Source organism: Kluyvera sp. 1366 (assembly GCF_054823405.1).
This window is the reverse complement of the sequence record NZ_JBTRDW010000007.1, coordinates 320,122-339,095: the sequence shown is the minus strand read 5'-3', so window position 1 is coordinate 339,095 and position 18,974 is coordinate 320,122. Positions and strand designations below refer to the sequence as shown.

The following is an 18,974-nucleotide window of genomic DNA, read 5'->3' as shown; positions in this document are numbered from 1 at the left end:
ACCTGAAGAAAAAGTCGATCACCATGGGTAAAGGATGTTAAAAAGTGTTCACCATGTCCCCGAACACCTGTCTACCATGTCCCCGGACTGTACAGCGGGTGAGGGTTAGGGTGAGGGCAAGTGCAATCAGCTCACCATCATATTCGCCACCAGATGCTTACGCCCGTGCTCATCTTCTTCGGTGTAAACCCCTTGCAGCTCTGGCGAGAAGCCCGGCAGCAGATTGATGCCCTCTTCCAGCGCGAGGAAATAGCGCTGTACCGCGCCGCCCCACACTTCGCCTGGCACCACGCACAACACGCCGGGCGGATATGGCAACGCGCCTTCGGCCGCTATGCGCCCTTCAGCATCGGCAATCTTTACCAGCTCCACTTCGCCACGAATATAAGCCTGATGTGCATCCTGCGGATTCACTTGCACCGGCGGGAAGCAGGCTGAACGGAACATCGCTTTCTGCAGATCCTTAACGTCAAAACTGACGTAGAGATCGTGCATCTCCTGACACAAGCGGCGCAGCGTGTAGCCTTTGTAACGCTCAATATTCTTGCGATACACGCTCGGCAGCACTTCCGCCAGCAGCGTATCCTCGCGCACGTGCTGCTCAAACTGCACCAGCATCGCCACCAGATGCGCCATCTTCTCAGGCGTTTCTGCTGGCGTCAGCAGGAACAGAATCGAGTTGAGGTCGCACTTCTCCGGCACGATGCCGTTCTCGCGCAGATAGTTGGCCAGAATGGTCGCTGGAATGCCGAAGCTGGTGTACTCACCGCTGGCGGCATCAATCCCCGTGGTGGTGAGCAGCAGCTTGCAGGGATCCACCAGATACTGCTCCTGCGCATAGCCTTCAAAACCGTGCCACTTTGCGCCCGGCTCAAGGCTGAAGTATGCCGGATCGATGGCGATGGCTTCCGTTTCCGCAGCTTGCCACAGCTTGCCGTGCACTTTCTCCGGCAGGAACGGCTGAATCATTTCGCAACGTTCAAGAATCGCTTTACGCGCATCAATGCCGATGGTGACGCACTCGTGCCACATGCTGCGTCCGGCCTCGCCTTTATGCATGCGGGCGTTGATATCCAGCGCGGCAAACAGCGGATAGAACGGGCTGGTTGAGGCGTGCAGCATAAACGCATTGTTGAGGCGTTTGTGCGGACAGAAACGCTGCTGCCCACGGATGTGATTGTCTTTCTTATGGATTTGCGACGTCTGTGAGAAACCGGCCAGCTGCTTGTGTACCGACTGCGTGACAAAAATGCCCGGATCGTTCTCGTTCAACTCCAGCGTCAGCGGCGAACAGCCGGCCATCAGCGGAATAAACTGCTCGTAGCCAACCCACGCCGAATCAAACAGGATGTAATCGCACAGATGTCCGATGCGATCGACCACCTGACGCGCGTTGTACACCGTGCCGTCGTAAGTGCCGAGCTGAATAATCGCCAGGCGGAATGGACGTTGATCGTTGGCACGATCGGGCGCCACTTTGGCAATTTGATCACGCAGATAAGCATCGTCAAAACAGTGCGCATCAATGCCGCCGATAAAGCCAAACGGATTACGCGCCGCTTCCAGATACACCGGCGTGGCGCCCGCCTGAATCAGTGCGCCATGATGGTTGGATTTGTGATTGTTGCGGTCAAACAGCACCAGATCGCCGCGCGTCAGCAGCGCATTGGTGACCACTTTATTGGCGCTGGAGGTGCCGTTAAGCACGAAGTAGGTTTTGTCGGCGTTAAACACTTTCGCCGCGAACTTCTGCGCATCTTTGGCTGAGCCTTCGTGGATCAGCAGATCGCCGAGCTTGACGTCGGCGTTGCACATATCCGAACGGAAGACGTTCTCGCCGTAGAACTCATAGAACTGACGTCCCGCCGGATGTTTGCGGAAGAAGGCACCACCCTGATGTCCCGGGCAGGCAAACGTGCTGTTCTGCATATCGACGTAGCGCGTGAGCGTGTCGAAAAATGGCGGCAGCAACTCGGCTTCATACGCCTGCGCGGCGTCCTCCAGCGCGTCCCACTCTTCTGGCGCGCCGTTGATTTCGCCAGTGACGCCCGGCAGCTTCAGCACTTCTTCATCGAACGCATTGGCGACAAACACCGGCAGATTAAAGCCGACCTTGCGCAATAGCGTCAGCACGCCACTGCGCGTGTCCGACAAGGTGATCACGACCGCAGCGACATCGGTAAAGTCGGTATTGTCCAGCGTCACCACGTCGCGCGCAGTGTTAAGACTAAGGGTTGGCGCTACAGCAACGCTGGCAGCAATTTTCAATGGGTTCATAACACAAATCCCTGAGAGAGGATGAGTGGGTGCCGATGGCACAGCAATGAGGAGGTTTCCTCGGCGAAGTCAATCTGGGAGTTGAACACTAACTGGGGCGCAATCATGTCATCTTTTTTTTGCCGGAACAACCGCTGCGCTGGCCCCTCACCCCAGCCCTCTCCCACAAGCGGGCGAGGGCGCCGTCCGAGCGAGAGTTAAGGTATGCTGGATCAGTTCCCTGCCCCACCTGTGGGAGAGGGTTAGGGTGAGGGCAAAAAAGGAGTACTATACCCCCACTTTCCTCAACCAGCCGGAGGCTGCATGTTCAAGGCATTGGTCATTGAAAATGATGAACAGGGATATCGCACATCCCTGAAAGATCTGTCAGAAAAACAACTGCCCGATCAGGATGTCACCCTCGAAGTAAGCTACTCCACGCTCAACTACAAAGACGCGCTCGCCATCTGCAACAAAGGCCCGATTGTGCGGCAATTCCCGATGGTGCCGGGCATCGACTTTGTTGGTCGGGTGATCAGCAGCCGCCATGCCGAATGGCAGCAGGACGATGTGGCGCTGCTCACCGGCTGGGGCGTAGGCGAAAAGCATTGGGGCGGACTGGCGCAGAAAGCCAGCGTCTCGGGCGACTGGCTGGTAAAAGTGCCGGCCGCACTCAGCCCGCTACAAACCATGGCAATTGGCACCGCGGGCTTCACCGCCATGTTGTGCGTGCTGGCGCTGGAAAAACAGGGCATCACGCCGCAGCACGGCCCGGTTTTAGTCACTGGCGCGAGTGGCGGCGTTGGCAGCTTTGCCGTTAGCCTATTGGCACGTCTCGGCTATGAGGTTATTGCTTCCAGCGGTCGCGCCAGCGACAGCGATTACCTGATTAACACGCTGGGCGCGACGTCGATTATTGATCGCGCAGAGCTGAGCGAGCCGGGCAAACCGCTGGCGAAAGAGCGCTGGGCGGCGGCGATTGATAGCGTCGGCAGCCACACGCTGGCCAATGTGTTAGCGGGCATCAAGCGCGATGGCGTGGTGGCGGCGTGCGGCATGGCGCAAGGTTTGGATTTGCCGACCAGCGTCGCGCCGTTCATCCTGCGCGGCGTGGTGCTGGCGGGCGTGGATAGCGTGATGTGTGCAAAACCGCTGCGGCAGCAGGCGTGGCAGCGCCTGGCGGAACTGGTGGATGGCGACCTGTTGCAGCAGTTAACCAAAGTGATTCCGCTGAGCGAAGCGCGCGAAGGTGCCGAGCAGCTGCTGGCCGGTAAAGTACGCGGCAGACTGATCGTCGATTGCAGATAATCGCACATCACGTAGCGGCGCAATTTATGGCGCGTCTTTTCACAGAGCGCGATAAATCGCGCCGCTACGGTTTCAGGCTCGCAGTTGAATCCGCGGCCTGCCCTTCTCATCCTGCATCACCACATCCAACTCCGCCTGATACCAGCGCGTCAGCGTGTGTTCGGTCATCACCTCATTGGGTGCGCCTTCCGCCACCAGCTTGCCCTGATGCAGCAACAGCACGCGATCCGACCACAGCGACGCGAGGTTAAGATCGTGCAGCACGGTGCAAACGCTGAAGCGTCCGTTGCGCGTCAGGCGATGCAGCAAACGCAAACTGTGCTGCTGCCAGAACAGATCCAGCGCGGAAGTGGGTTCGTCGAGAAACAGCCAGCCGCGCGGGCCATCATCGTGCCACAGCTGAGCCAGCACGCGCGCCAGCTGCACGCGCTGCTGTTCACCACCGGAAAGCGATCGATAATCGCGCTGTGCCAGCTCAAGGCTGCCGGTAATGTGCATCACCTCGTCAATCACCGCCCTGGATTGAGCGCGCGGCCAGGGCGCGCGGCCCATCGCCACCACATCGGCGGCGGGCAGCGGAAAACTCACGCTATTTTGCTGACGCATCACCGCGCGGCGCTGCGCCAGCGGTTCGCGCGGCCAACTGTTTAGCGGACGATCGCCGAGCCAGCACTCGCCCGCTTGCGGCGTGAGAAAGCCGGTCAGCAAGCGCAGCAGCGTGGATTTCCCCGCGCCGTTGGGGCCGATCAGCGCGATCATTTCGCCAGGCTGCAAAGTCAGGGAAACGTCGTCGATCAACGCGCGTGAGCCGTGGCTAAATCGCAACCCGCGCGCCTGCATGCAGTCACTCATTCATCCCCCTTTGCTCACGCAGAATCAGCCAGAGAAACCACGGGCCGCCCAGTAGGCTGGTTAACAGGCCAACCGGCATTTCCGCTGGCACCACCACGGTGCGCGCCAGCGTATCGGCCAGCAGCAGCAAAATCGCGCCCGCCAGCGCCGAACCGGGCAGCATCCAGCGATGATCGCTGCCGTGACAGAAACGCATCAGGTGCGGCACCACTAAACCGACAAAGCCGATAATGCCACTCACCGCCACGGCGGTGCCAACCAGCAACGCGCTCAGCACCAGCAGCTGACGCTGCGTACGCTTAACGTCGATGCCCATGTAATGTGCATCCTCTTCGCCGAGTTGCAGCAAATTGAGACGACGCGCGCGCAGCTGAATCGCTATCAGCGCCGGCAGAATCAGCACCGCGCACACCGCCAGGCTCGGCCACTGCGCCGCGCTCAAACTGCCCATGCCCCACAACGCCAACTGGCGCAACTGCTGATCGTTACTCAGCCACGACAGCACGCCGACCGCCGCACCGCATAAGGCGTTGATGGCGATCCCGACCAGCAGCAAGCGCGACAAATTGCCCAGCGCCATACGGCTAAAGCTGAAGATCAGCAGCGTCACCACCAAACTACCCATAAAGGCGGCGAGTGTTGGCAGCCACAGCGCCAGCAGCGGCGGCAAGCCGAGCGGGATAACGATCGATATCGCCACCGCTAAACCCGCTCCGCTGCTAATGCCTAGCAAACCGGGATCGGCCAGCGGATTGCGAAACAATCCCTGCATCACCGCGCCGGATACCGCCAGCGCCATGCCGAGCAGCACCGCCAGCAGCACGCGCGGCAGGCGGATGTTGATCCAGATTTGCCACGCCATATCGCTGAGCGGCGCACGCAACAAAGTGCGCATTGAAAGCGGCATCGCGCCGAAGTTGGCCGCCATCAGCATTAATATCAGCGTGCTGATGGCCATCAAACCGAGCCAGCGCATCACGGATGTATTCGCCATATTTTTCCCCTAAATAATTCAAGGTGCAGGAAGGCAGCAAGTGTTCGAATCCCCAGGAGCTTACACAAGTAAGTGACTGGGGTGAGAACACGCAGCTAACGCGCCTGCGGCTTGAAGTATGACGGGGAAGCCGCTTCGGCTGCGTGGCGCAGTTTGATAATCGCGCCCGGCGTATCAAGGCCAAAGCTCAGCAGCGCCATCTCATCCACCACCAGCAACGCGCGATGCTGACCGGCTGGCGTCAGTGCCAAACCTGGCAGCGACCACACTTTCTCTTCGCCGCCCAGCGTACGCAGGCCATCTTCACCCACCACGATCAAATCCGGTGCCGCCGCAATCACACCTTCCTGCGACAGCTGCTGATAGTGCGGCACCGCCGCCATCGCATTGATCAGACCCGCGCTGCGAATCGCGCCGTCCGCGCCAGTTTGTGCGCCCGCCGCCTGAGTGCGCATACCGCCGTGCGCCATGATAAACAGCACTTTGATCGGCAACGGTTTTTGTGGGATCTGCGCGCGCTGCTTGTTGACCTTCTCGATCAGCGCGTTGGCTTCCTCTTCACGATGCAGCGCCTTGCCGATGGTAGCGATTTTTTCCGCGATGGCGTCGAGGCTGTTTTTGCCGGTGACATCCACCACTTTTACGCCAGCTTGCGCCACTTGCTGCAGCACCAGCGACGGTTTTGCCAGCTCGCTGCTTAGCACCAGCGTCGGTTTCAGCGCCAGAATCCCTTCGGCATTCAACTGCCGCATATAACCGACATTCGGCAGCTTGTTGGCCTGCGCCGGATGCTGACTGGTGCTGTCACGCGCTACCAGATCCTGCTGCGCATCCAAGGCATAGATAATTTGCGTGACGTCACCGCCAATCGAGATCACCCGCTCGGCCGCAACAGCGGGCAGCGCCAGCGCAGTCAGCAGCAACAGAAGTTTTCTCATGCTGATGCCTCCAGCGACATCACCTGCTCGCGCCAGCGCGCCTGCTCCGGCGTGCCTTCGCTGCGCTGACCATACAGCTGCGCGATCTGCGTGCCGTCGGCGGCAAACAGTTCCAGGCTGGTGACGAAGCCATCGCCGCTCGGTTTGCGCGTCACCCAGCTTTCGCTGATGTGATCCGCCATCAAATGCAGCGTGAAGGTGGGATTGAAGATGTTGATCCAGTTATCCATCGGCATCAGCTTCTGCACTGCGCCGGTGAAGATCTGCGTGCAGCCACGGTTGCCGATAAAAATCATGATTTCATTGCCATCCTGCTGCGCCAGATCCAGCAGCTGCGCCAGCGAGTCATTACTCACCTGACGCGCCAGATCGTCCGCCACCGCGCGGAACGCCTGCGGGCGCGAGATGTTGTGGCGCTTCAGCAGACCAAAGAACTGATGCACATCGGTGATGGCGCGCCATTCGGCTTCCACTTTGCTGGCATCAACCGTACTGCTGTATTGCGGCGCACTGGCGGGCTGCGGATCTAGCGCCGCTGCGTTCTCCAGCACAAACGCCGCAATCAGCGCATCCCACGCGGCGAAATCGGTGTTGTCGGTGGTGTAGATTTTCAGCACCGCATCAGCGTGGCGATCAAAAATCTGGATGCTTTGACGTTCACCGTGGGCGCTCTGCTCACGCAGGAAGAACGCGCTGTGCCACTGATGCGGGAACAGACGCTGATCGAGCGCGCGCGGGTTGAGAATCAGTCCGGCGTGTTCGCCGAGGTGCAGGTTTTCATATTTGCCCACCTGCTCGTGAACCGCATATGCATTGCGGGTGATGCTTTTGGTTTCACCTACCGCCGCCAGTGCTGCCAGCAGCGCAGGGAAATCGGCTTTTAACGCCTTTGCATCCTGGCCGACACGCGCTTCACACAGCTGCGCTTCGCCAATGCCCATCAGCGCGGCGAGATCGCGCGCGTACTTTTTCGGATGCTCGCCTTTCAGCGCCAGATAGTGATCGTAACGTGAGTTCATTGCCTTGCTCCATGAAAATGCCCTGCGCTGCCGCAGGGCGAAAAGGGATTAGAAATCGACGTTCACACCCAACTGGAAGGTGCGGCCTGGCATCACCGCCAGGTTGATGTCGTTGCGTTCCTGGGCGTTGCTGCTGGTCAGCGTGCGGCTGCTGGTGTAATCCCAGTATTTGCGATCGGTAATGTTGTAGATACCGCCGCTCAGCTTGACGTTTTTCGTCGCCTGCCAGTAAGCCGTTGCATCCACCATGCCGTAACCCGGCACGCGCATATATTCCGTGGTGGAATCAGTGATCGCCGTGCCGGTGTTGGTGTAGCTTTCGCGGTTGGTCGCCGTGGCCTGCTTGCCTTTCACGAAGGTGGCGGTCAGCGCTGCGCCGTAGCCGCGCGCTTTGTCATCCCACGCCAGGCCAACAATCGCTTTCAATGGCGCGACGCTATCGAGATCGATGTACTTGTCACCGGCGTAGCTGGACTTGGATTTACCTTCGTTATAGCCCAGCGCAAAGGTGCTGCTCAGGCCATCGACCTGCGGGAACCAGGTGCCGTAATTCACTTTGGTGGATATCTCAGCACCATAAATGTAGGCCTTATCGCGGTTTTCAGCCTGATAGCTGGTGTAGATGTTGCTCGGAACGTTGACGAACATCTCCGGATTGGTGGCGCGGCGATAGCGGGTGTAGGCGATGAAGTTTTTGTACTGGTTATAGAACACCGAGGTGTTGACCGTTACACCTTCTGTCGCCTGGCCTTTCAGGCCCCACTCAAAGTTGTTGCTGGTTTCGGTTTTCAGATCGGTGTTACCAATCAGCGCATATTGCGCGCTACCCGCATAGCTGGAACCCAGGTTCCATGAGCCATACAGCTGGCTGGTGGTGGGGAACTGCACGCCGTGTTTGTATTGCAGATAGGTGGTCAGCGCTGGCGTTAAATCGTACTGGAAAGTCAGCGATGGCAGCACCTGCGTATCGGAGTTAGTTTTGCCATACAGCGCATCAACCTGCTCTTCGGTCAGCACCGTGCTGCCGGTAGTGAGATCGCCGAGATTTTTCGGCTTGGTGCTTTGATACATTACGCGCACGCCGGGAGTGACCGCGAAGTTGTGGCTATCAAGATCGAAATTGATCTTATCTTGCAGGTATCCTGCCACCGCGAAAGTGCGGCTGTCAGACTGCGGTTGGGTGATGGCGCTAAAGGCGCTCGGCGCTGGCTCCTGGCGGAACGGACGCTCGCTGTTGTCGAGGCGCGCATTGACACCGGCACTCAGCTCGTGGCGGCCCAGCGTTTTGGTGCCGCGCGTGTCGAAGCCATAGCTATCGACGTTGAAATCGGAATAGACAAAGCCGTACTGGCTGGCGCTGGTCGGCAGATAGGTATTGTCGTGCGCCTGAGTTTGCTGCCAGTAAAGGCGCGTGGTCAGCGTATCGATAAAGTCGTTGTACGGCGTCCACTCATCCGCCAGATTGATGCCCCAGCGGCGCGTATCGCTCTGCTGCTGCGCGGTGCCCCAAACGGTGTTGCCGCTGGTGTCCCAGGTATCGTAATGGCTGTGGTTGGTTTTGTGGTAGTAATCAAAGGTAGCGCTCAGCTTGTGCTGATCGTTCGGCTGCCAGATACCGGACGTCATAAAGGCGTCAGAGTGCCAGTTGGCCGGATAAGCCTGTTTCGCGTCGCTGTTGTTGCGGGTTTCCTGGCCATCGCGACGGCTGTAAACAAACAGGCCGCGCAGCTCATCATCGCCAGCAGCGGCGGTGATGCCGTTGTGCCAGCTGCGATTCGATGAGTCGTAATCGCTCTGGTAACCGAAATAACTATTTTTGTCGCTGCTAAGGTAATCGTCAGCGGTTTTATTGTGGAACGAGACGTTACCGCCAATCGAGGTATTCGGCTGATCCACCGCCGTGGCGCCCTTCTCAATATCAACGCTGCCGAACAGGTAGGGATCGATGTAATCGCGGCCAATACCAAAGGTGTTGTTGCCGGTGCGGCTGACGTAAGGGCGGCCGGTGGCATCCGGAATCGGAATGCCGTCGATATCCATGCCGACGCGATTACTCTCCAGACCACGAATGTTGTAACCGGTGTAACCCGCGCGGTCGAAACCGCTTTTACCGGCAGAGGATCCGCCGCTGGATCCGGTGGCGCTGATCAGCGGCTCATAACGCATGATCGAACCGAAATCGTTCGCACCGCGTTTTTGCAGCTCTTGTGCTGTGATGGTGGTTTTATTGCCGGCCTGCTGTTTTGGCGCGGTGACGGTGAGAACCGGTTCATTGCTGGTGCTATCGCTGGCGGCAAAGCTGCAAGCGGCATGAATAGCTGAAGATAAGATGGCAACTTTGGAAAGACGTTGCTGGGCTGTTCCCTGAAAGAGTGAAGACATGCGCGAAATACCTGGTTAATTGTTAGTATTCGCTCACTTGCTTGCTGCCGGAAAGTACGGACCTTGGTTAAAAGACCGTAAAAATTATGGACTTATTTTTTGTAATAAATGATGTCGAAAGGAATGTAATGCAAGTGGTAATCATTATCAACTAGCAGTAAGCTAAGATGTATCTTGGACCGCACATTTTGTTAACTTCATTATCTAAATGAGACACGTTATGTCACAGAAACCAGCGATTACCATTCATTACTGCACACAATGTAACTGGCTGCTGCGTTCCGCCTGGATGGCGCAGGAGTTGCTGCATACCTTTGCCGAGGATTTAAGCGCGGTAACGCTACAGCCGGGAACCGGCGGCGTGTTTGAGATTACCATTGATGGTCAGGTGATTTGGGAGCGTAAGCAGGAAGGCGGATTCCCGGATGCGGCAGCGCTGAAGCAGCGCGTGCGCGACGTCTGCTGGCCGGATCGCGCGTTGGGGCATGTGGATAAGAAGAAGAGTTGATTTGGGGTTCGTGCATTATCGGAATAAACGGATGTACGCGCACCTAAGGTCGTCATTCATGGCGACCTGCTAACTTTTAGCGATTTTTTCCGCCGCTTCCTTCAGCGCGCTGATCACTATCTCCAGCGCCTCATCCGAAATATCTTCCTGCGCCAGACGATGATTCAAGGTGTATTTGATCAGATGAATCGCCTGTTCAACCTGCGGAATGCTGCGGTTATTCACCAGAATCGCCAGCGAGGTTAATCGCTCGATAATCGCATTCACGTTGTCACGATTCTCCGCCAGCAGCGCCTCGCCGCCTTCATTCAGCGCATAGGCTTTACGCGATGCCTGCGCATCGACCACGCGAATCGCATCCATCTCTTCGAGCAGCGTCAGGTTGGGATAGATAATGCCGGGGCTGGGTGAATATTCCCCTTTGGAGAGCTCTTCAACCGATTTGATCAACTCATAACCGTGCGCAGAGCTCATGGCGAGAAAGTGCAGCATTAACAGGCGGATATCGCTGGCATCCAGCATCCGCTCCCGACGCTTCTTGCGTGCGCCTGCACAGACGGTGCGCTGTGCGTGATCGGACTGCCATGGAAAATCCCGCTGCTGTTTCATTGCCTTCCTGAGCGCTAATTAAGGGAGGTTGATAGTAGTCTGCCGCCTGGCAAAATTCAACACAGGCGGCAGCGCGCGCGGCGTTGGCGTTATTTTTGATGCCAATAGGCTACGGCGCGCACGAAATCGGTATGTGCACCGCGTCCCTGGGTGAAGTAATCGCTCAGCAGTTTCACCGCTTCGCCCTCGCCCGTCAGCCAGATGAAGTATTCAGTGGCAGGCAGCGCAATCCTATCCAGCTGCGCCTTAATCGGTGTTAGGTTATCGGCCTGCATGGTGCCGCTGCCCAACCAACTCACCTGCACATTTGGCAGATCACCGAGATAATCGCGGCCGGTGGCTTCATCGGCATAGGCCAGCAGGTGAATTTCCTGCGCCTGGATTTCGCTGTAACGACGTTTAAAGGCGGGCAGACCGGTCTCATCACAGACGTAAATCTGGCAGGCGTAATCCGCCGGGATCACCAACGAACCGCGCGGACCGCCCATCGCGATTTGATCGCCCACTTTGGCTTGGTTTGCCCAGCTGCTGGCAACGCCGCCATCGTGGATGTAGAAATCGATGGTCAGAGAATCGACGCCGTTAAATTCCAGCGGCGTGTAATCACGCGCGGCAGGACGCACACCATTCGGCCAAACGATGCCTTCGTCGGTGATCTGCGGCAGCGCCAGCTCTGCACCAGCATGTTCCGGGAAGAACACTTTGATGTGATCGTCAAACGATGGCGAGTTGAAGCCGGCCAGATCGCTGCCGTTGAAAACAATGCGCCAGAATTCACCGGCAATCAGCGTCTTGCTGACCACGCTGATGTGGCGGAAACGCAGTTCATTGCGCACACGACGTGGCACGCGTTCGGAAGGGTGAGTTTGCAAGTGGTGTCTCCCTAAAAGATAGTGAAAGTCATTCTCATCTGATGGGGAGAGAATAGTTATGATATATCTTCGACGCAATGCCGAAAAATGCTATTGGAAAATTGGCACGTTAAAACAGCGCGATAAATCGCGCCGCTACGATGAAGAGCAGTTAGGGATAAGGTGCAAATGACAAGCAGAAAGTGTAGCGGCGCAATGTATTGCGCAATACATAAATGCGTTTGACTGCCGAGACCGCGCTTAGATTGCAGCGGTCACGGATTTTAAAAGCGGATTACGCCTGGTGATTGCCGCAGGTCACGAAACTGCCATCATCCTGGCTATGTTTCGGCAGCACATTGTCGCCCAGAATTTCATGCTGCGCACAATGCGGCTGATGCGGATGCAGTCCGCCCGGCGGTGAAAAAGGCTCAGCCATTTGTGCACTTGCCAGCGAAGAAAACGCTACAAGCGCTGTCATGAGGAACAACGGTAGAAGTCGCATAATTTTTTTGTCTGTTCACTATAGCGGCCCGGAATGGACCAGAAATGCAGGTGATTATCCAGCCTGATGTGTGGCGGCTGGTGATTTACGCGGCCAATCAGGTTTCGATGAAGAATTTTACGCTTATTACGCCAGTGAGTTTATAAAATCGTGCGGTTTGTCACGGTTTACCGCACGAATTATGCATTACTTATCCGTCACCGGAATATAGAAGGTGCCTTGCAGCAGATCGGGCGTGCTGTATTTCAAATCCAGCTTAAGCAAATCTTTGCCCGCACGGCGTGCCACGCCCAGCGCTGGCAAATGGTTGTAGTAAATCTCCGCGGTGAATGCGTTGATCTCTTCCGGCGCGCCGTGCCAGTCAATCTCCGCACACAAACCCCTCTCGCCGGTCCAGTTCTGCACGTTACGCGGCAGCACGTCGGCGTATTGACTCTCCAGCGCCTGGAACAGGCTGATGTGTTGCTGGTCGGCAGAATGCACGCCCGGACTGAACTGAAAGCCCAGCCAGCCGCGGTTCACATGCTGACCGGCAAAAGCGATGAAATCGCGCGTATGCTGCGCCACCACATGATTTTGATGATCGATGTATTCCCCGAAGCGGCATTCCCACTCAATCACTTCGCCACACAGCTGAATCTCCGGCTTCTGCGCCAGACGCGCATTGACCCACTCACGCTGCGTGGAGATGCGGCTGTGGAAATCCTTCATCAGCATTTCCGGAATGCGACGATAAGCACCCGGCGTCATTGAGAAGTGACTTTTGAACACACGGGTAAAATTCTGCTGATTATCAAAACCAAAGCGCACCGCAATATCGATCAGCGGCATGCTGGTCAGACGCAGCGCCATCGCCGCCATGGTCAGACGACGTTTGCGCGTGTAGGACGCCAGCGTTTGTCCGGTCATCTCTTTGAACATGCGCTGCATGTGCCATTTGGAGTAACCGGATTTCAGGGTAATCAGATCGATGTTGAGCTCGTCGGTCAGGTTCGCTTCTATCCAGTCCACCAGATCGTTGATGTACTGTTTTTTTACATTCAGGCTGAGCATGATTTTGATAGTCGAATGAGGTGGTTAACGTCATGAATTTGCGTTATTCGTCACATAAATATAACAAAAACATATTACCAACGTAAGGAAGAGTAAAGGTAGCGCAGCGGGAAAAGCATTAATTGCTTAGGTTACTAACGTTTTTATCGCGCACGAAAAGAAAAAGGTCGTCACGAATGACGACCTTGCGGTGATATCAACTGCTTGAAGCGGTGCGCGGGCTCAGTGCGAACGCATGCCTGCTGCCGTCATCATCATACGAAACAGTGATGCCACCACACCGAGTGCCAGCACGCTTGCGCCGTAAATGACTACCAGCCACATCACCTGCTTCCACCACGGAATCTTCGTTTCAGAGTGAGTTTTCATGTTGCTGACCTCGGTTTTCATATCAATGGTATCCTTCGTCGGCTTTGATTTTTCCGCGGAACACGTAGTAACTCCAGAAGGTGTAACCCAAAATTACCGGAATAATCAGCAGGCCGCCCACCAGCATAAACGCCTGGCTGCTCGCCGGAGACGCCGCCTGCCAGATGGTGATTGACGGTGGAATGATGTTCGGCCAGATGCTGATACCGAGGCCCGAGAAGCCAAGGAAAATCAGCGCCAATGTCAGGATGAACGGCGAGTAATGCGCTTCACGTTTGATGGCGCGCACAATCCCCCACGAACACAGCACCACCAGTACCGGAACCGGCAGGAACCAGAACAGGTTCGGACGCGAGAACCAGCGCTGCGCGATATCCGCGTGCGTCAGCGGCGTCCAGATACTGATAATGCCCACCACCAGCAGCAACGTCAGCGTCAGCGGCGTCGCCAGCGCAGACATTTTACGGTGCAGATCGTGTTCGGTTTTCATGATCAGCCAGGTACAACCCAGCAGTGCATAGGCGATGACCAGACCGACGCCGCAGAACAGCGGGAACGGCGCTAACCAGCTCATCGCTGAACCCGCATATTCACGGCCCACCACCGGGAAACCATTCAGGATAGCGCCCACGGCGACGCCCTGACTGAAGGTGGCCAGCAGTGAACCGGCAATGAATGACTTATCCCAGAACGCACGGTGTTCTAGCGTGGCTTTAAAGCGGAACTCAAACGCGACGCCACGGAAGATCAGGCCAATCAGCATCGCCGTCAAAGGAATCGACAATGCATCCAGCAGCACCGAGTAGGCCAGCGGGAACGCGCCATACAGCGCCGCGCCGCCCAACACCAGCCAGGTTTCGTTGCCATCCCAAACCGGGGCAACGGTATTAACCATCATGTCGCGTTCGATGGGATCTTTATTGAACGGTAACAGCAGGCCAATGCCGAGATCGAAACCATCCATCACGATGTACATCAAGGTGCCAAACACGATGATGGCAAACCAGATAATTGAAAAGTCGATCATCTTAGTGCTCCCCACTCTTTTCGCTATGGGTTTTGGCCGCCGACAACGGACGCGCTGGCGTGTGATGCTGACCCGGACCACCGTGATCAACCTCTTTACCTTCGCCGGTCACCGGACCCTCTTTGATCAGACGCATCATGTAGAGGTAACCGACACCAAACACCGACGAGTAGACCAGAATGAACGCCAGCAGGCTGATGCTCATGTGCATATCGCCATGTGCCGAGACCGCATCAATGGTGCGCTGCACGCCATATACCACCCACGGCTGACGCCCAATCTCGGTGGTAAACCAACCGGCCAGAATGGCGATCAAACCCGATGGACCCATCAGCAGCGTGAACCACAGGAACGGACGCGAGTGATACAAACGGCCTTTGAAACGCAGCCACAAAGACACCACGCCGAGCGTAATCATCAGCAGGCCCAGCGCCACCATCACGCGGAATGACCAGAAGATGATGGTGGAGTTTGGACGGTCCTCTTTCGGGAAGCTCTTCAGCGCAGGAATTTGCTTCTCCAGGCTGTGCGTCAGAATCAGGCTGCCGAGGTACGGGATTTCCAGCGCGTACTTGGTGCGCTCCTGCTCCATATCCGGCACACCGAACAGAATCAGCGGCGTGGCTTCACCCGGCTTGTTTTCCCAGTGTCCTTCAATTGCCGCGATTTTCGCAGGCTGATGCTCAAGGGTGTTCAGGCCGTGCGCATCACCGATCATCGCCTGAATCGGTGCCACGATCAGCGCCATCCACAGCGCCATCGAGAACATCTTACGAATCGCTGGATTGTCGTTACCGCGCAGTAAATGCCATGCTCCCGACGCGCCGACAAAGAAGGCGCTGGCCAGGAAGGCACCGACCGACATGTGGAACAAGCGATAAGGGAACGAGGGGTTGAAGATGATTTTCAGCCAATCTTCCGGTACCACGATGCCGTTCTGGATGATGTAGCCCTGCGGCGTATGCATCCAGCTGTTTGACGCCAGAATCCAGAAGGTGGAGAAGATGGTGCCGAGCGCGACCATGCAGGTTGCAAAGAAGTGCAAGCCTGGACCGACGCGGTTCCAGCCAAACAGCATCACGCCAAGGAAGCCCGCTTCAAGGAAAAAGGCGGTTAACACTTCGTAGGTGAGCAGCGGGCCGGTGATACTGCCAGCAAACTGTGAGAAACCGCTCCAGTTAGTACCGAACTGGTACGCCATCACCAATCCGGATACCACGCCCATGCCGAAGTTAACGGCAAACGCTTTTGACCAGAAATGGTAGAGATCGCGATAGGTCTCGTTACGGGTTTTCAGCCACATCCCTTCAAGCACCGCCAGGAAACTGGCGAGACCGATGGTGATGGCTGGAAAGATAATATGGAAGGAAACAGTAAATGCGAACTGAATCCTGGCCAGATGAAAGGCGTCTAATCCAAACATTGCTTACCTCATTGCCACAAATTACACCGAATTTTTACTTATAATTAACAAGCAGAGCGCAGCGGTTATTTCGCCGTGCTTAAAGAAATGTCGCGCCAATGTAAAAGGAAGTGGTGCGAACAAAAAGATACAGGGGAAGTCGGTAAAACTATAACAGTGTTTTTTGATTTCGATCATTGTTTTCAGCAGAAACTAATACTTTAAAAATCACGACGTTAAGGTTAATCACCCTCATTCATTGTGACAATATTGTTATTGTTTTCCGCCTATTCCCGCTGTGCTTATCAGGTAAGCACTTCATTTATTTATTTTTTAGTGCGAAGAAAAATGGCGTTATTTACGGTAAATACGTTGAGCATGTAAATATTTCCGGACAGCGCAGGATGATCAGGATTGTTAATTAAAAGCTAATATTTTTAGAACAAAAAGATATATTTCTGCTGTTTATTAAACAGGTGATGTAAACGCAGTGACGTTAACCTACTGCGGCATGATATTTGCCAGCGGCGACAAGCTGTGCTTTTTTAGAGCAGTAATCAACCAGTTAAACAGCGAAGGAGAGGTTATGGCCCGTCTTACTGCACAGGATTTCCCTCAGGAACTGCTCGAGCTTTACGATTACTACGCGCACGGCAAAATCAGCAAACGCGAATTTATCGCGATGGCGGCGAAATTCACCATCGCCGGCATGACCGGCGCCACGCTGCTCAGCGCCATGAGCCCCAATTATGCGCTGGCGCAGCAGGTGGAATTTACCGATCCGGCGATCAAACCGGAATACATTCACTATCCGTCACCGCAAGGTCACGGCGAGGTGCGCGGCTATCTGGTGCGACCGGCCAATGCATCCGGCAAAGTGCCTGCGGTGGTAGTGGTGCACGAGAATCGTGGCCTCAATCCCTATATCGAAGACGTGGCGCGACGGGTAGCGAAAGCCGGTTACATCGCGCTGGCGCCAGATGGTTTGAGCTCGCTGGGCGGTTATCCGGGCAACGATGACGAAGGCAAAGTGATGCAGGCCAAAGTCGACCCCACCAAGTTGATGAATGACTTCTTCGCCGCGATTGATTTCCTGATGCACCACGAAGAGGGCACCGGCAAAGTGGGTATCACCGGCTTCTGCTACGGCGGCGGCGTAGCCAATGCGGCGGCAGTCGCGTTCCCTGATTTGGCCTGCGCGGTACCGTTCTACGGCCGTCAGCCTAAAGCGGAAGATGTGCCGCGCATCAAAGCGCCGCTGTTGCTGCACTACGCCGCGCTGGATAAAGGCATCAACGAAGGTTGGCCAGCCTATGAAGAGGCGTTGAAAGCCAATCACAAAATCTATGAAGGCTATGTTTATCCCGGTGTGAATCATGGCTTCCACAATGATTCGACGCCGCGTTATGACAAAGCCGCCGCCGAATTAGCGTGGAGCCGCACGCTGGGTTGGTTTGAGAAGTATTTACGCGCTTGAGCGTGCGGCGGTCGCCATAAATGGCGGCCCTTCTCAACGCGCCTTCAAAATCCGATGCACATTGCTCTCCAGCCAATCCGCCAGTCCGGTCACCTGCCCTTCTACTTCGCGGCCTAACGACGTCAAACGATACTCAACGTGCGGTGGCACCACGTCATAGGCAATGCGTTCAACAAAACCATCCTCTTCCATATAGCGCAGCGTCTGCGCCAGCATACGTTCGCTGACGCCGCCAATCTTGCGGCGCAGCTCGCTAAAACGCAGAGTTTCTTCGCGCAGCGCCAGCAAAATCAGTACGCTCCAGCGGCTGGTAATGCGCTTCAACACGTCGCGTGACGGGCAATTCACGTTAAGCAACTCACCGCGCGTAAACTTTTCACTCAACTTTTCAGACATTTAACTCAGTTTCTCCAAACTAACCAATCTGTAAGTACTTACTAAAAGTAAGTTTATCGCTTAGGCTGTTTTCATACCAGTTCAACAGGAGAACAACATGATTGCGATTACAGGTGCCACAGGCCAACTGGGCCGTCTGGTGATTAACGCGTTATTGAAAAAAGTGCCGACTAGCGAAATCATTGCGGCGGTGCGTTCGCCCGAGAAAGCAGCCGATCTGCAGGCGCTGGGCGTAACACTGCGTGCGGCGGATTACAGCCAACCGGAAACGCTGCAAAGCGCCTTCGCCGGTGTCGATAAGCTGCTGCTGATCTCTTCCAGTGAAGTCGGCCAGCGTGAAGTGCAGCACAAGGCGGTGATCGATGCGGCAAAAGCCGCTGGCGTTGGCTTTATCGCCTACACCAGCTTACTGCATGCCGATACCTCGCCGTTGGGATTAGGCGTTGAGCATCGTGCGACTGAAGCTCAGTTGAAAGCCTCGGGCATTCCTTTCGCGCTGCTGCGTAACGGCTGGTACACCGAAAACTATGCCGCGAGTATTGCACCCGCGCTGGCGCATCATGCCTTTATTGGTGCGGTCGGCGAAGGTCGCATCGCTTCCGCGGCGCGCGCTGACTATGCGGCGGCAGCGGCCGAAGTGATCAGCCGTGACGATCAGGCGGGCAAGGTGTATGAACTGGCTGGCGACGACAGCTACACGCTGGCGCAGTTCAGCGCCGAGATTGCTAAACAGTCTGGCGAGCAAGTGGATTACATCAATCTGCCACAAGCCGAATTTGCCGCCGCGCTGAAAGGTGCCGGTTTGCCAGAGGGCTTGTCAGAGATGCTGGCAGATTCAGATGCCGGCGCCGAAAAAGGCGGTTTGTTTGACGAGAGCCATACGCTAAGCAAACTGATTGGCCGCCCCACCACGCCGTATGCGGACGTGATAAAGGCGGCGTTGCAGAAGTAAGGTGCGGTCTGATGCCCTCACTCCGACCCTCTCCCAGGGGGAGAGGGAGTCGCTGCCACATTTTAGCTCTATCGGT

Annotated in this window: 19 protein-coding genes; 5 read left to right on the top strand and 14 right to left on the bottom strand. The window is 56.2% G+C overall.

Annotated elements, in window-relative coordinates; genetic code table 11:
* Nucleotides 1–126 precede the first annotated feature (126 nt).
* Nucleotides 127–2,277, bottom strand: coding sequence for an ornithine decarboxylase (locus tag ACVLVH_RS17900; RefSeq protein WP_498949937.1), 2,151 nt, complete (start codon nt 2,275–2,277; stop codon nt 127–129).
* 303 nt (nt 2,278–2,580) lie between these two features.
* On the opposite strand from ACVLVH_RS17900, the gene acuI reads away from it, so the two are divergent.
* Nucleotides 2,581–3,564: an acrylyl-CoA reductase (NADPH) gene (acuI, locus tag ACVLVH_RS17895; RefSeq protein WP_312464995.1), complete on the top strand. Its 984-nt coding sequence runs from the start codon at nt 2,581–2,583 to the stop codon at nt 3,562–3,564.
* A gap of 72 nt (nt 3,565–3,636) precedes the next feature.
* Here the strand turns inward: acuI and ACVLVH_RS17890 are convergent, their stop codons facing one another.
* From ACVLVH_RS17890 to ACVLVH_RS17870, 5 genes are all read right to left on the bottom strand, one after another.
* Nucleotides 3,637–4,416, bottom strand: a complete 780-nt coding sequence (locus ACVLVH_RS17890) for a heme ABC transporter ATP-binding protein (RefSeq protein WP_498949936.1) — start codon at nt 4,414–4,416, stop codon at nt 3,637–3,639.
* A complete protein-coding gene (locus ACVLVH_RS17885; RefSeq protein WP_498949935.1) occupies nt 4,409–5,410 on the bottom strand; it encodes a FecCD family ABC transporter permease in 1,002 nt (333 codons plus the stop codon). The genes ACVLVH_RS17890 and ACVLVH_RS17885 overlap by 8 nt, the downstream gene beginning before the upstream one ends.
* 95 nt (nt 5,411–5,505) lie before the next feature.
* The gene (locus ACVLVH_RS17880; RefSeq protein ID WP_137386433.1) at nt 5,506–6,348 is read right to left on the bottom strand and encodes a heme/hemin ABC transporter substrate-binding protein; all 843 of its coding nucleotides are present in this window, start codon (nt 6,346–6,348) and stop codon (nt 5,506–5,508) included.
* Nucleotides 6,345–7,367 carry a hemin-degrading factor gene (locus ACVLVH_RS17875; RefSeq protein ID WP_498949934.1) on the bottom strand — a complete coding sequence of 341 codons (1,023 nt, stop codon included), beginning with the start codon at nt 7,365–7,367 and terminating at the stop codon, nt 6,345–6,347. The genes ACVLVH_RS17880 and ACVLVH_RS17875 overlap by 4 nt, the downstream gene beginning before the upstream one ends.
* 48 nt (nt 7,368–7,415) lie before the next feature.
* Nucleotides 7,416–9,749 (bottom strand): TonB-dependent receptor domain-containing protein, encoded by a 2,334-nt coding sequence (locus tag ACVLVH_RS17870; RefSeq protein ID WP_498949933.1) that lies wholly within the window; start codon nt 9,747–9,749, stop codon nt 7,416–7,418.
* A gap of 220 nt (nt 9,750–9,969) precedes the next feature.
* Between ACVLVH_RS17870 and ACVLVH_RS17865 the strand changes: the two genes are divergently transcribed.
* On the top strand, nt 9,970–10,257 hold the full coding sequence (locus ACVLVH_RS17865) for an Rdx family protein (RefSeq protein ID WP_192412075.1): 288 nt from the start codon (nt 9,970–9,972) through the stop codon (nt 10,255–10,257).
* Between the two features lie 69 nt (nt 10,258–10,326).
* On the opposite strand, the gene ACVLVH_RS17860 is transcribed toward ACVLVH_RS17865, so the two are convergent.
* The 3 genes from ACVLVH_RS17860 to ACVLVH_RS17850 all read right to left on the bottom strand — a co-directional run bounded on the left by ACVLVH_RS17860 (nt 10,327) and on the right by ACVLVH_RS17850 (nt 12,156).
* Entirely contained in the window at nt 10,327–10,866 is a 540-nt protein-coding gene (locus ACVLVH_RS17860; protein WP_192412076.1) for a PadR family transcriptional regulator, read from the bottom strand.
* Nucleotides 10,867–10,955: 89 nt separating this feature from the next.
* Nucleotides 10,956–11,738: a siderophore-interacting protein gene (locus tag ACVLVH_RS17855; RefSeq protein ID WP_192412077.1), complete on the bottom strand. Its 783-nt coding sequence runs from the start codon at nt 11,736–11,738 to the stop codon at nt 10,956–10,958.
* Nucleotides 11,739–12,012: 274 nt separating this feature from the next.
* On the bottom strand, nt 12,013–12,156 hold the full coding sequence (locus tag ACVLVH_RS17850) for a hypothetical protein (RefSeq protein ID WP_162129952.1): 144 nt from the start codon (nt 12,154–12,156) through the stop codon (nt 12,013–12,015).
* Here ACVLVH_RS17850 and ACVLVH_RS17845 point away from each other — a divergent pair, their 5' ends adjacent.
* A complete protein-coding gene (locus ACVLVH_RS17845) occupies nt 12,157–12,213 on the top strand; it encodes an SEC-C metal-binding domain-containing protein (protein WP_137386906.1) in 57 nt (18 codons plus the stop codon).
* 195 nt (nt 12,214–12,408) lie between these two features.
* Here the strand turns inward: ACVLVH_RS17845 and ACVLVH_RS17840 are convergent, their stop codons facing one another.
* The 4 genes from ACVLVH_RS17840 to ACVLVH_RS17825 all read right to left on the bottom strand — a co-directional run bounded on the left by ACVLVH_RS17840 (nt 12,409) and on the right by ACVLVH_RS17825 (nt 16,094).
* On the bottom strand, nt 12,409–13,275 hold the full coding sequence (locus ACVLVH_RS17840) for a helix-turn-helix domain-containing protein (RefSeq protein WP_192412078.1): 867 nt from the start codon (nt 13,273–13,275) through the stop codon (nt 12,409–12,411).
* A 222-nt stretch (nt 13,276–13,497) separates the two neighbouring features.
* A complete protein-coding gene (locus ACVLVH_RS17835; protein ID WP_101761885.1) occupies nt 13,498–13,665 on the bottom strand; it encodes a DUF2474 domain-containing protein in 168 nt (55 codons plus the stop codon).
* A 1-nt stretch (nt 13,666) separates the two neighbouring features.
* Entirely contained in the window at nt 13,667–14,671 is a 1,005-nt protein-coding gene (gene cydB / locus ACVLVH_RS17830; RefSeq protein WP_064738586.1) for a cytochrome d ubiquinol oxidase subunit II, read from the bottom strand.
* Between the two features lies 1 nt (nt 14,672).
* Nucleotides 14,673–16,094: a cytochrome ubiquinol oxidase subunit I gene (locus ACVLVH_RS17825; RefSeq protein WP_101761884.1), complete on the bottom strand. Its 1,422-nt coding sequence runs from the start codon at nt 16,092–16,094 to the stop codon at nt 14,673–14,675.
* A 565-nt stretch (nt 16,095–16,659) separates the two neighbouring features.
* Here ACVLVH_RS17825 and yghX point away from each other — a divergent pair.
* Nucleotides 16,660–17,550, top strand: coding sequence for a YghX family hydrolase (yghX, locus tag ACVLVH_RS17820; protein ID WP_137386438.1), 891 nt, complete (start codon nt 16,660–16,662; stop codon nt 17,548–17,550).
* 33 nt (nt 17,551–17,583) lie between these two features.
* Here the strand turns inward: yghX and ACVLVH_RS17815 are convergent, their stop codons facing one another.
* Nucleotides 17,584–17,946 (bottom strand): winged helix-turn-helix transcriptional regulator, encoded by a 363-nt coding sequence (locus ACVLVH_RS17815; protein WP_192412079.1) that lies wholly within the window; start codon nt 17,944–17,946, stop codon nt 17,584–17,586.
* A 97-nt stretch (nt 17,947–18,043) separates the two neighbouring features.
* On the opposite strand from ACVLVH_RS17815, the gene ACVLVH_RS17810 reads away from it, so the two are divergent.
* Nucleotides 18,044–18,898, top strand: coding sequence for an SDR family oxidoreductase (locus tag ACVLVH_RS17810; protein WP_192412080.1), 855 nt, complete (start codon nt 18,044–18,046; stop codon nt 18,896–18,898).
* The last annotated feature ends 76 nt before the right edge of the window (nt 18,899–18,974 follow it).

What these genes read in the sequence shown, in the direction of transcription:
- ACVLVH_RS17900 (WP_498949937.1), bottom strand. Translation starts at nt 2,277, where the DNA reads ATGAACCCATTGAAAATTGCTGCCAGCGTTGCTGTAGCGCCAACCCTT.
- acuI (WP_312464995.1), top strand. Translation starts at nt 2,581, where the DNA reads ATGTTCAAGGCATTGGTCATTGAAAATGATGAACAGGGATATCGCACA.
- ACVLVH_RS17890 (WP_498949936.1), bottom strand. Translation starts at nt 4,416, where the DNA reads ATGAGTGACTGCATGCAGGCGCGCGGGTTGCGATTTAGCCACGGCTCA.
- ACVLVH_RS17885 (WP_498949935.1), bottom strand. Translation starts at nt 5,410, where the DNA reads ATGGCGAATACATCCGTGATGCGCTGGCTCGGTTTGATGGCCATCAGC.
- ACVLVH_RS17880 (WP_137386433.1), bottom strand. Translation starts at nt 6,348, where the DNA reads ATGAGAAAACTTCTGTTGCTGCTGACTGCGCTGGCGCTGCCCGCTGTT.
- ACVLVH_RS17875 (WP_498949934.1), bottom strand. Translation starts at nt 7,367, where the DNA reads ATGAACTCACGTTACGATCACTATCTGGCGCTGAAAGGCGAGCATCCG.
- ACVLVH_RS17870 (WP_498949933.1), bottom strand. Translation starts at nt 9,749, where the DNA reads ATGTCTTCACTCTTTCAGGGAACAGCCCAGCAACGTCTTTCCAAAGTT.
- ACVLVH_RS17865 (WP_192412075.1), top strand. Translation starts at nt 9,970, where the DNA reads ATGTCACAGAAACCAGCGATTACCATTCATTACTGCACACAATGTAAC.
- ACVLVH_RS17860 (WP_192412076.1), bottom strand. Translation starts at nt 10,866, where the DNA reads ATGAAACAGCAGCGGGATTTTCCATGGCAGTCCGATCACGCACAGCGC.
- ACVLVH_RS17850 (WP_162129952.1), bottom strand. Translation starts at nt 12,156, where the DNA reads ATGGCTGAGCCTTTTTCACCGCCGGGCGGACTGCATCCGCATCAGCCG.
- ACVLVH_RS17840 (WP_192412078.1), bottom strand. Translation starts at nt 13,275, where the DNA reads ATGCTCAGCCTGAATGTAAAAAAACAGTACATCAACGATCTGGTGGAC.
- ACVLVH_RS17835 (WP_101761885.1), bottom strand. Translation starts at nt 13,665, where the DNA reads ATGAAAACCGAGGTCAGCAACATGAAAACTCACTCTGAAACGAAGATT.
- cydB (WP_064738586.1), bottom strand. Translation starts at nt 14,671, where the DNA reads ATGATCGACTTTTCAATTATCTGGTTTGCCATCATCGTGTTTGGCACC.
- ACVLVH_RS17825 (WP_101761884.1), bottom strand. Translation starts at nt 16,094, where the DNA reads ATGTTTGGATTAGACGCCTTTCATCTGGCCAGGATTCAGTTCGCATTT.
- yghX (WP_137386438.1), top strand. Translation starts at nt 16,660, where the DNA reads ATGGCCCGTCTTACTGCACAGGATTTCCCTCAGGAACTGCTCGAGCTT.
- ACVLVH_RS17815 (WP_192412079.1), bottom strand. Translation starts at nt 17,946, where the DNA reads ATGTCTGAAAAGTTGAGTGAAAAGTTTACGCGCGGTGAGTTGCTTAAC.
- ACVLVH_RS17810 (WP_192412080.1), top strand. Translation starts at nt 18,044, where the DNA reads ATGATTGCGATTACAGGTGCCACAGGCCAACTGGGCCGTCTGGTGATT.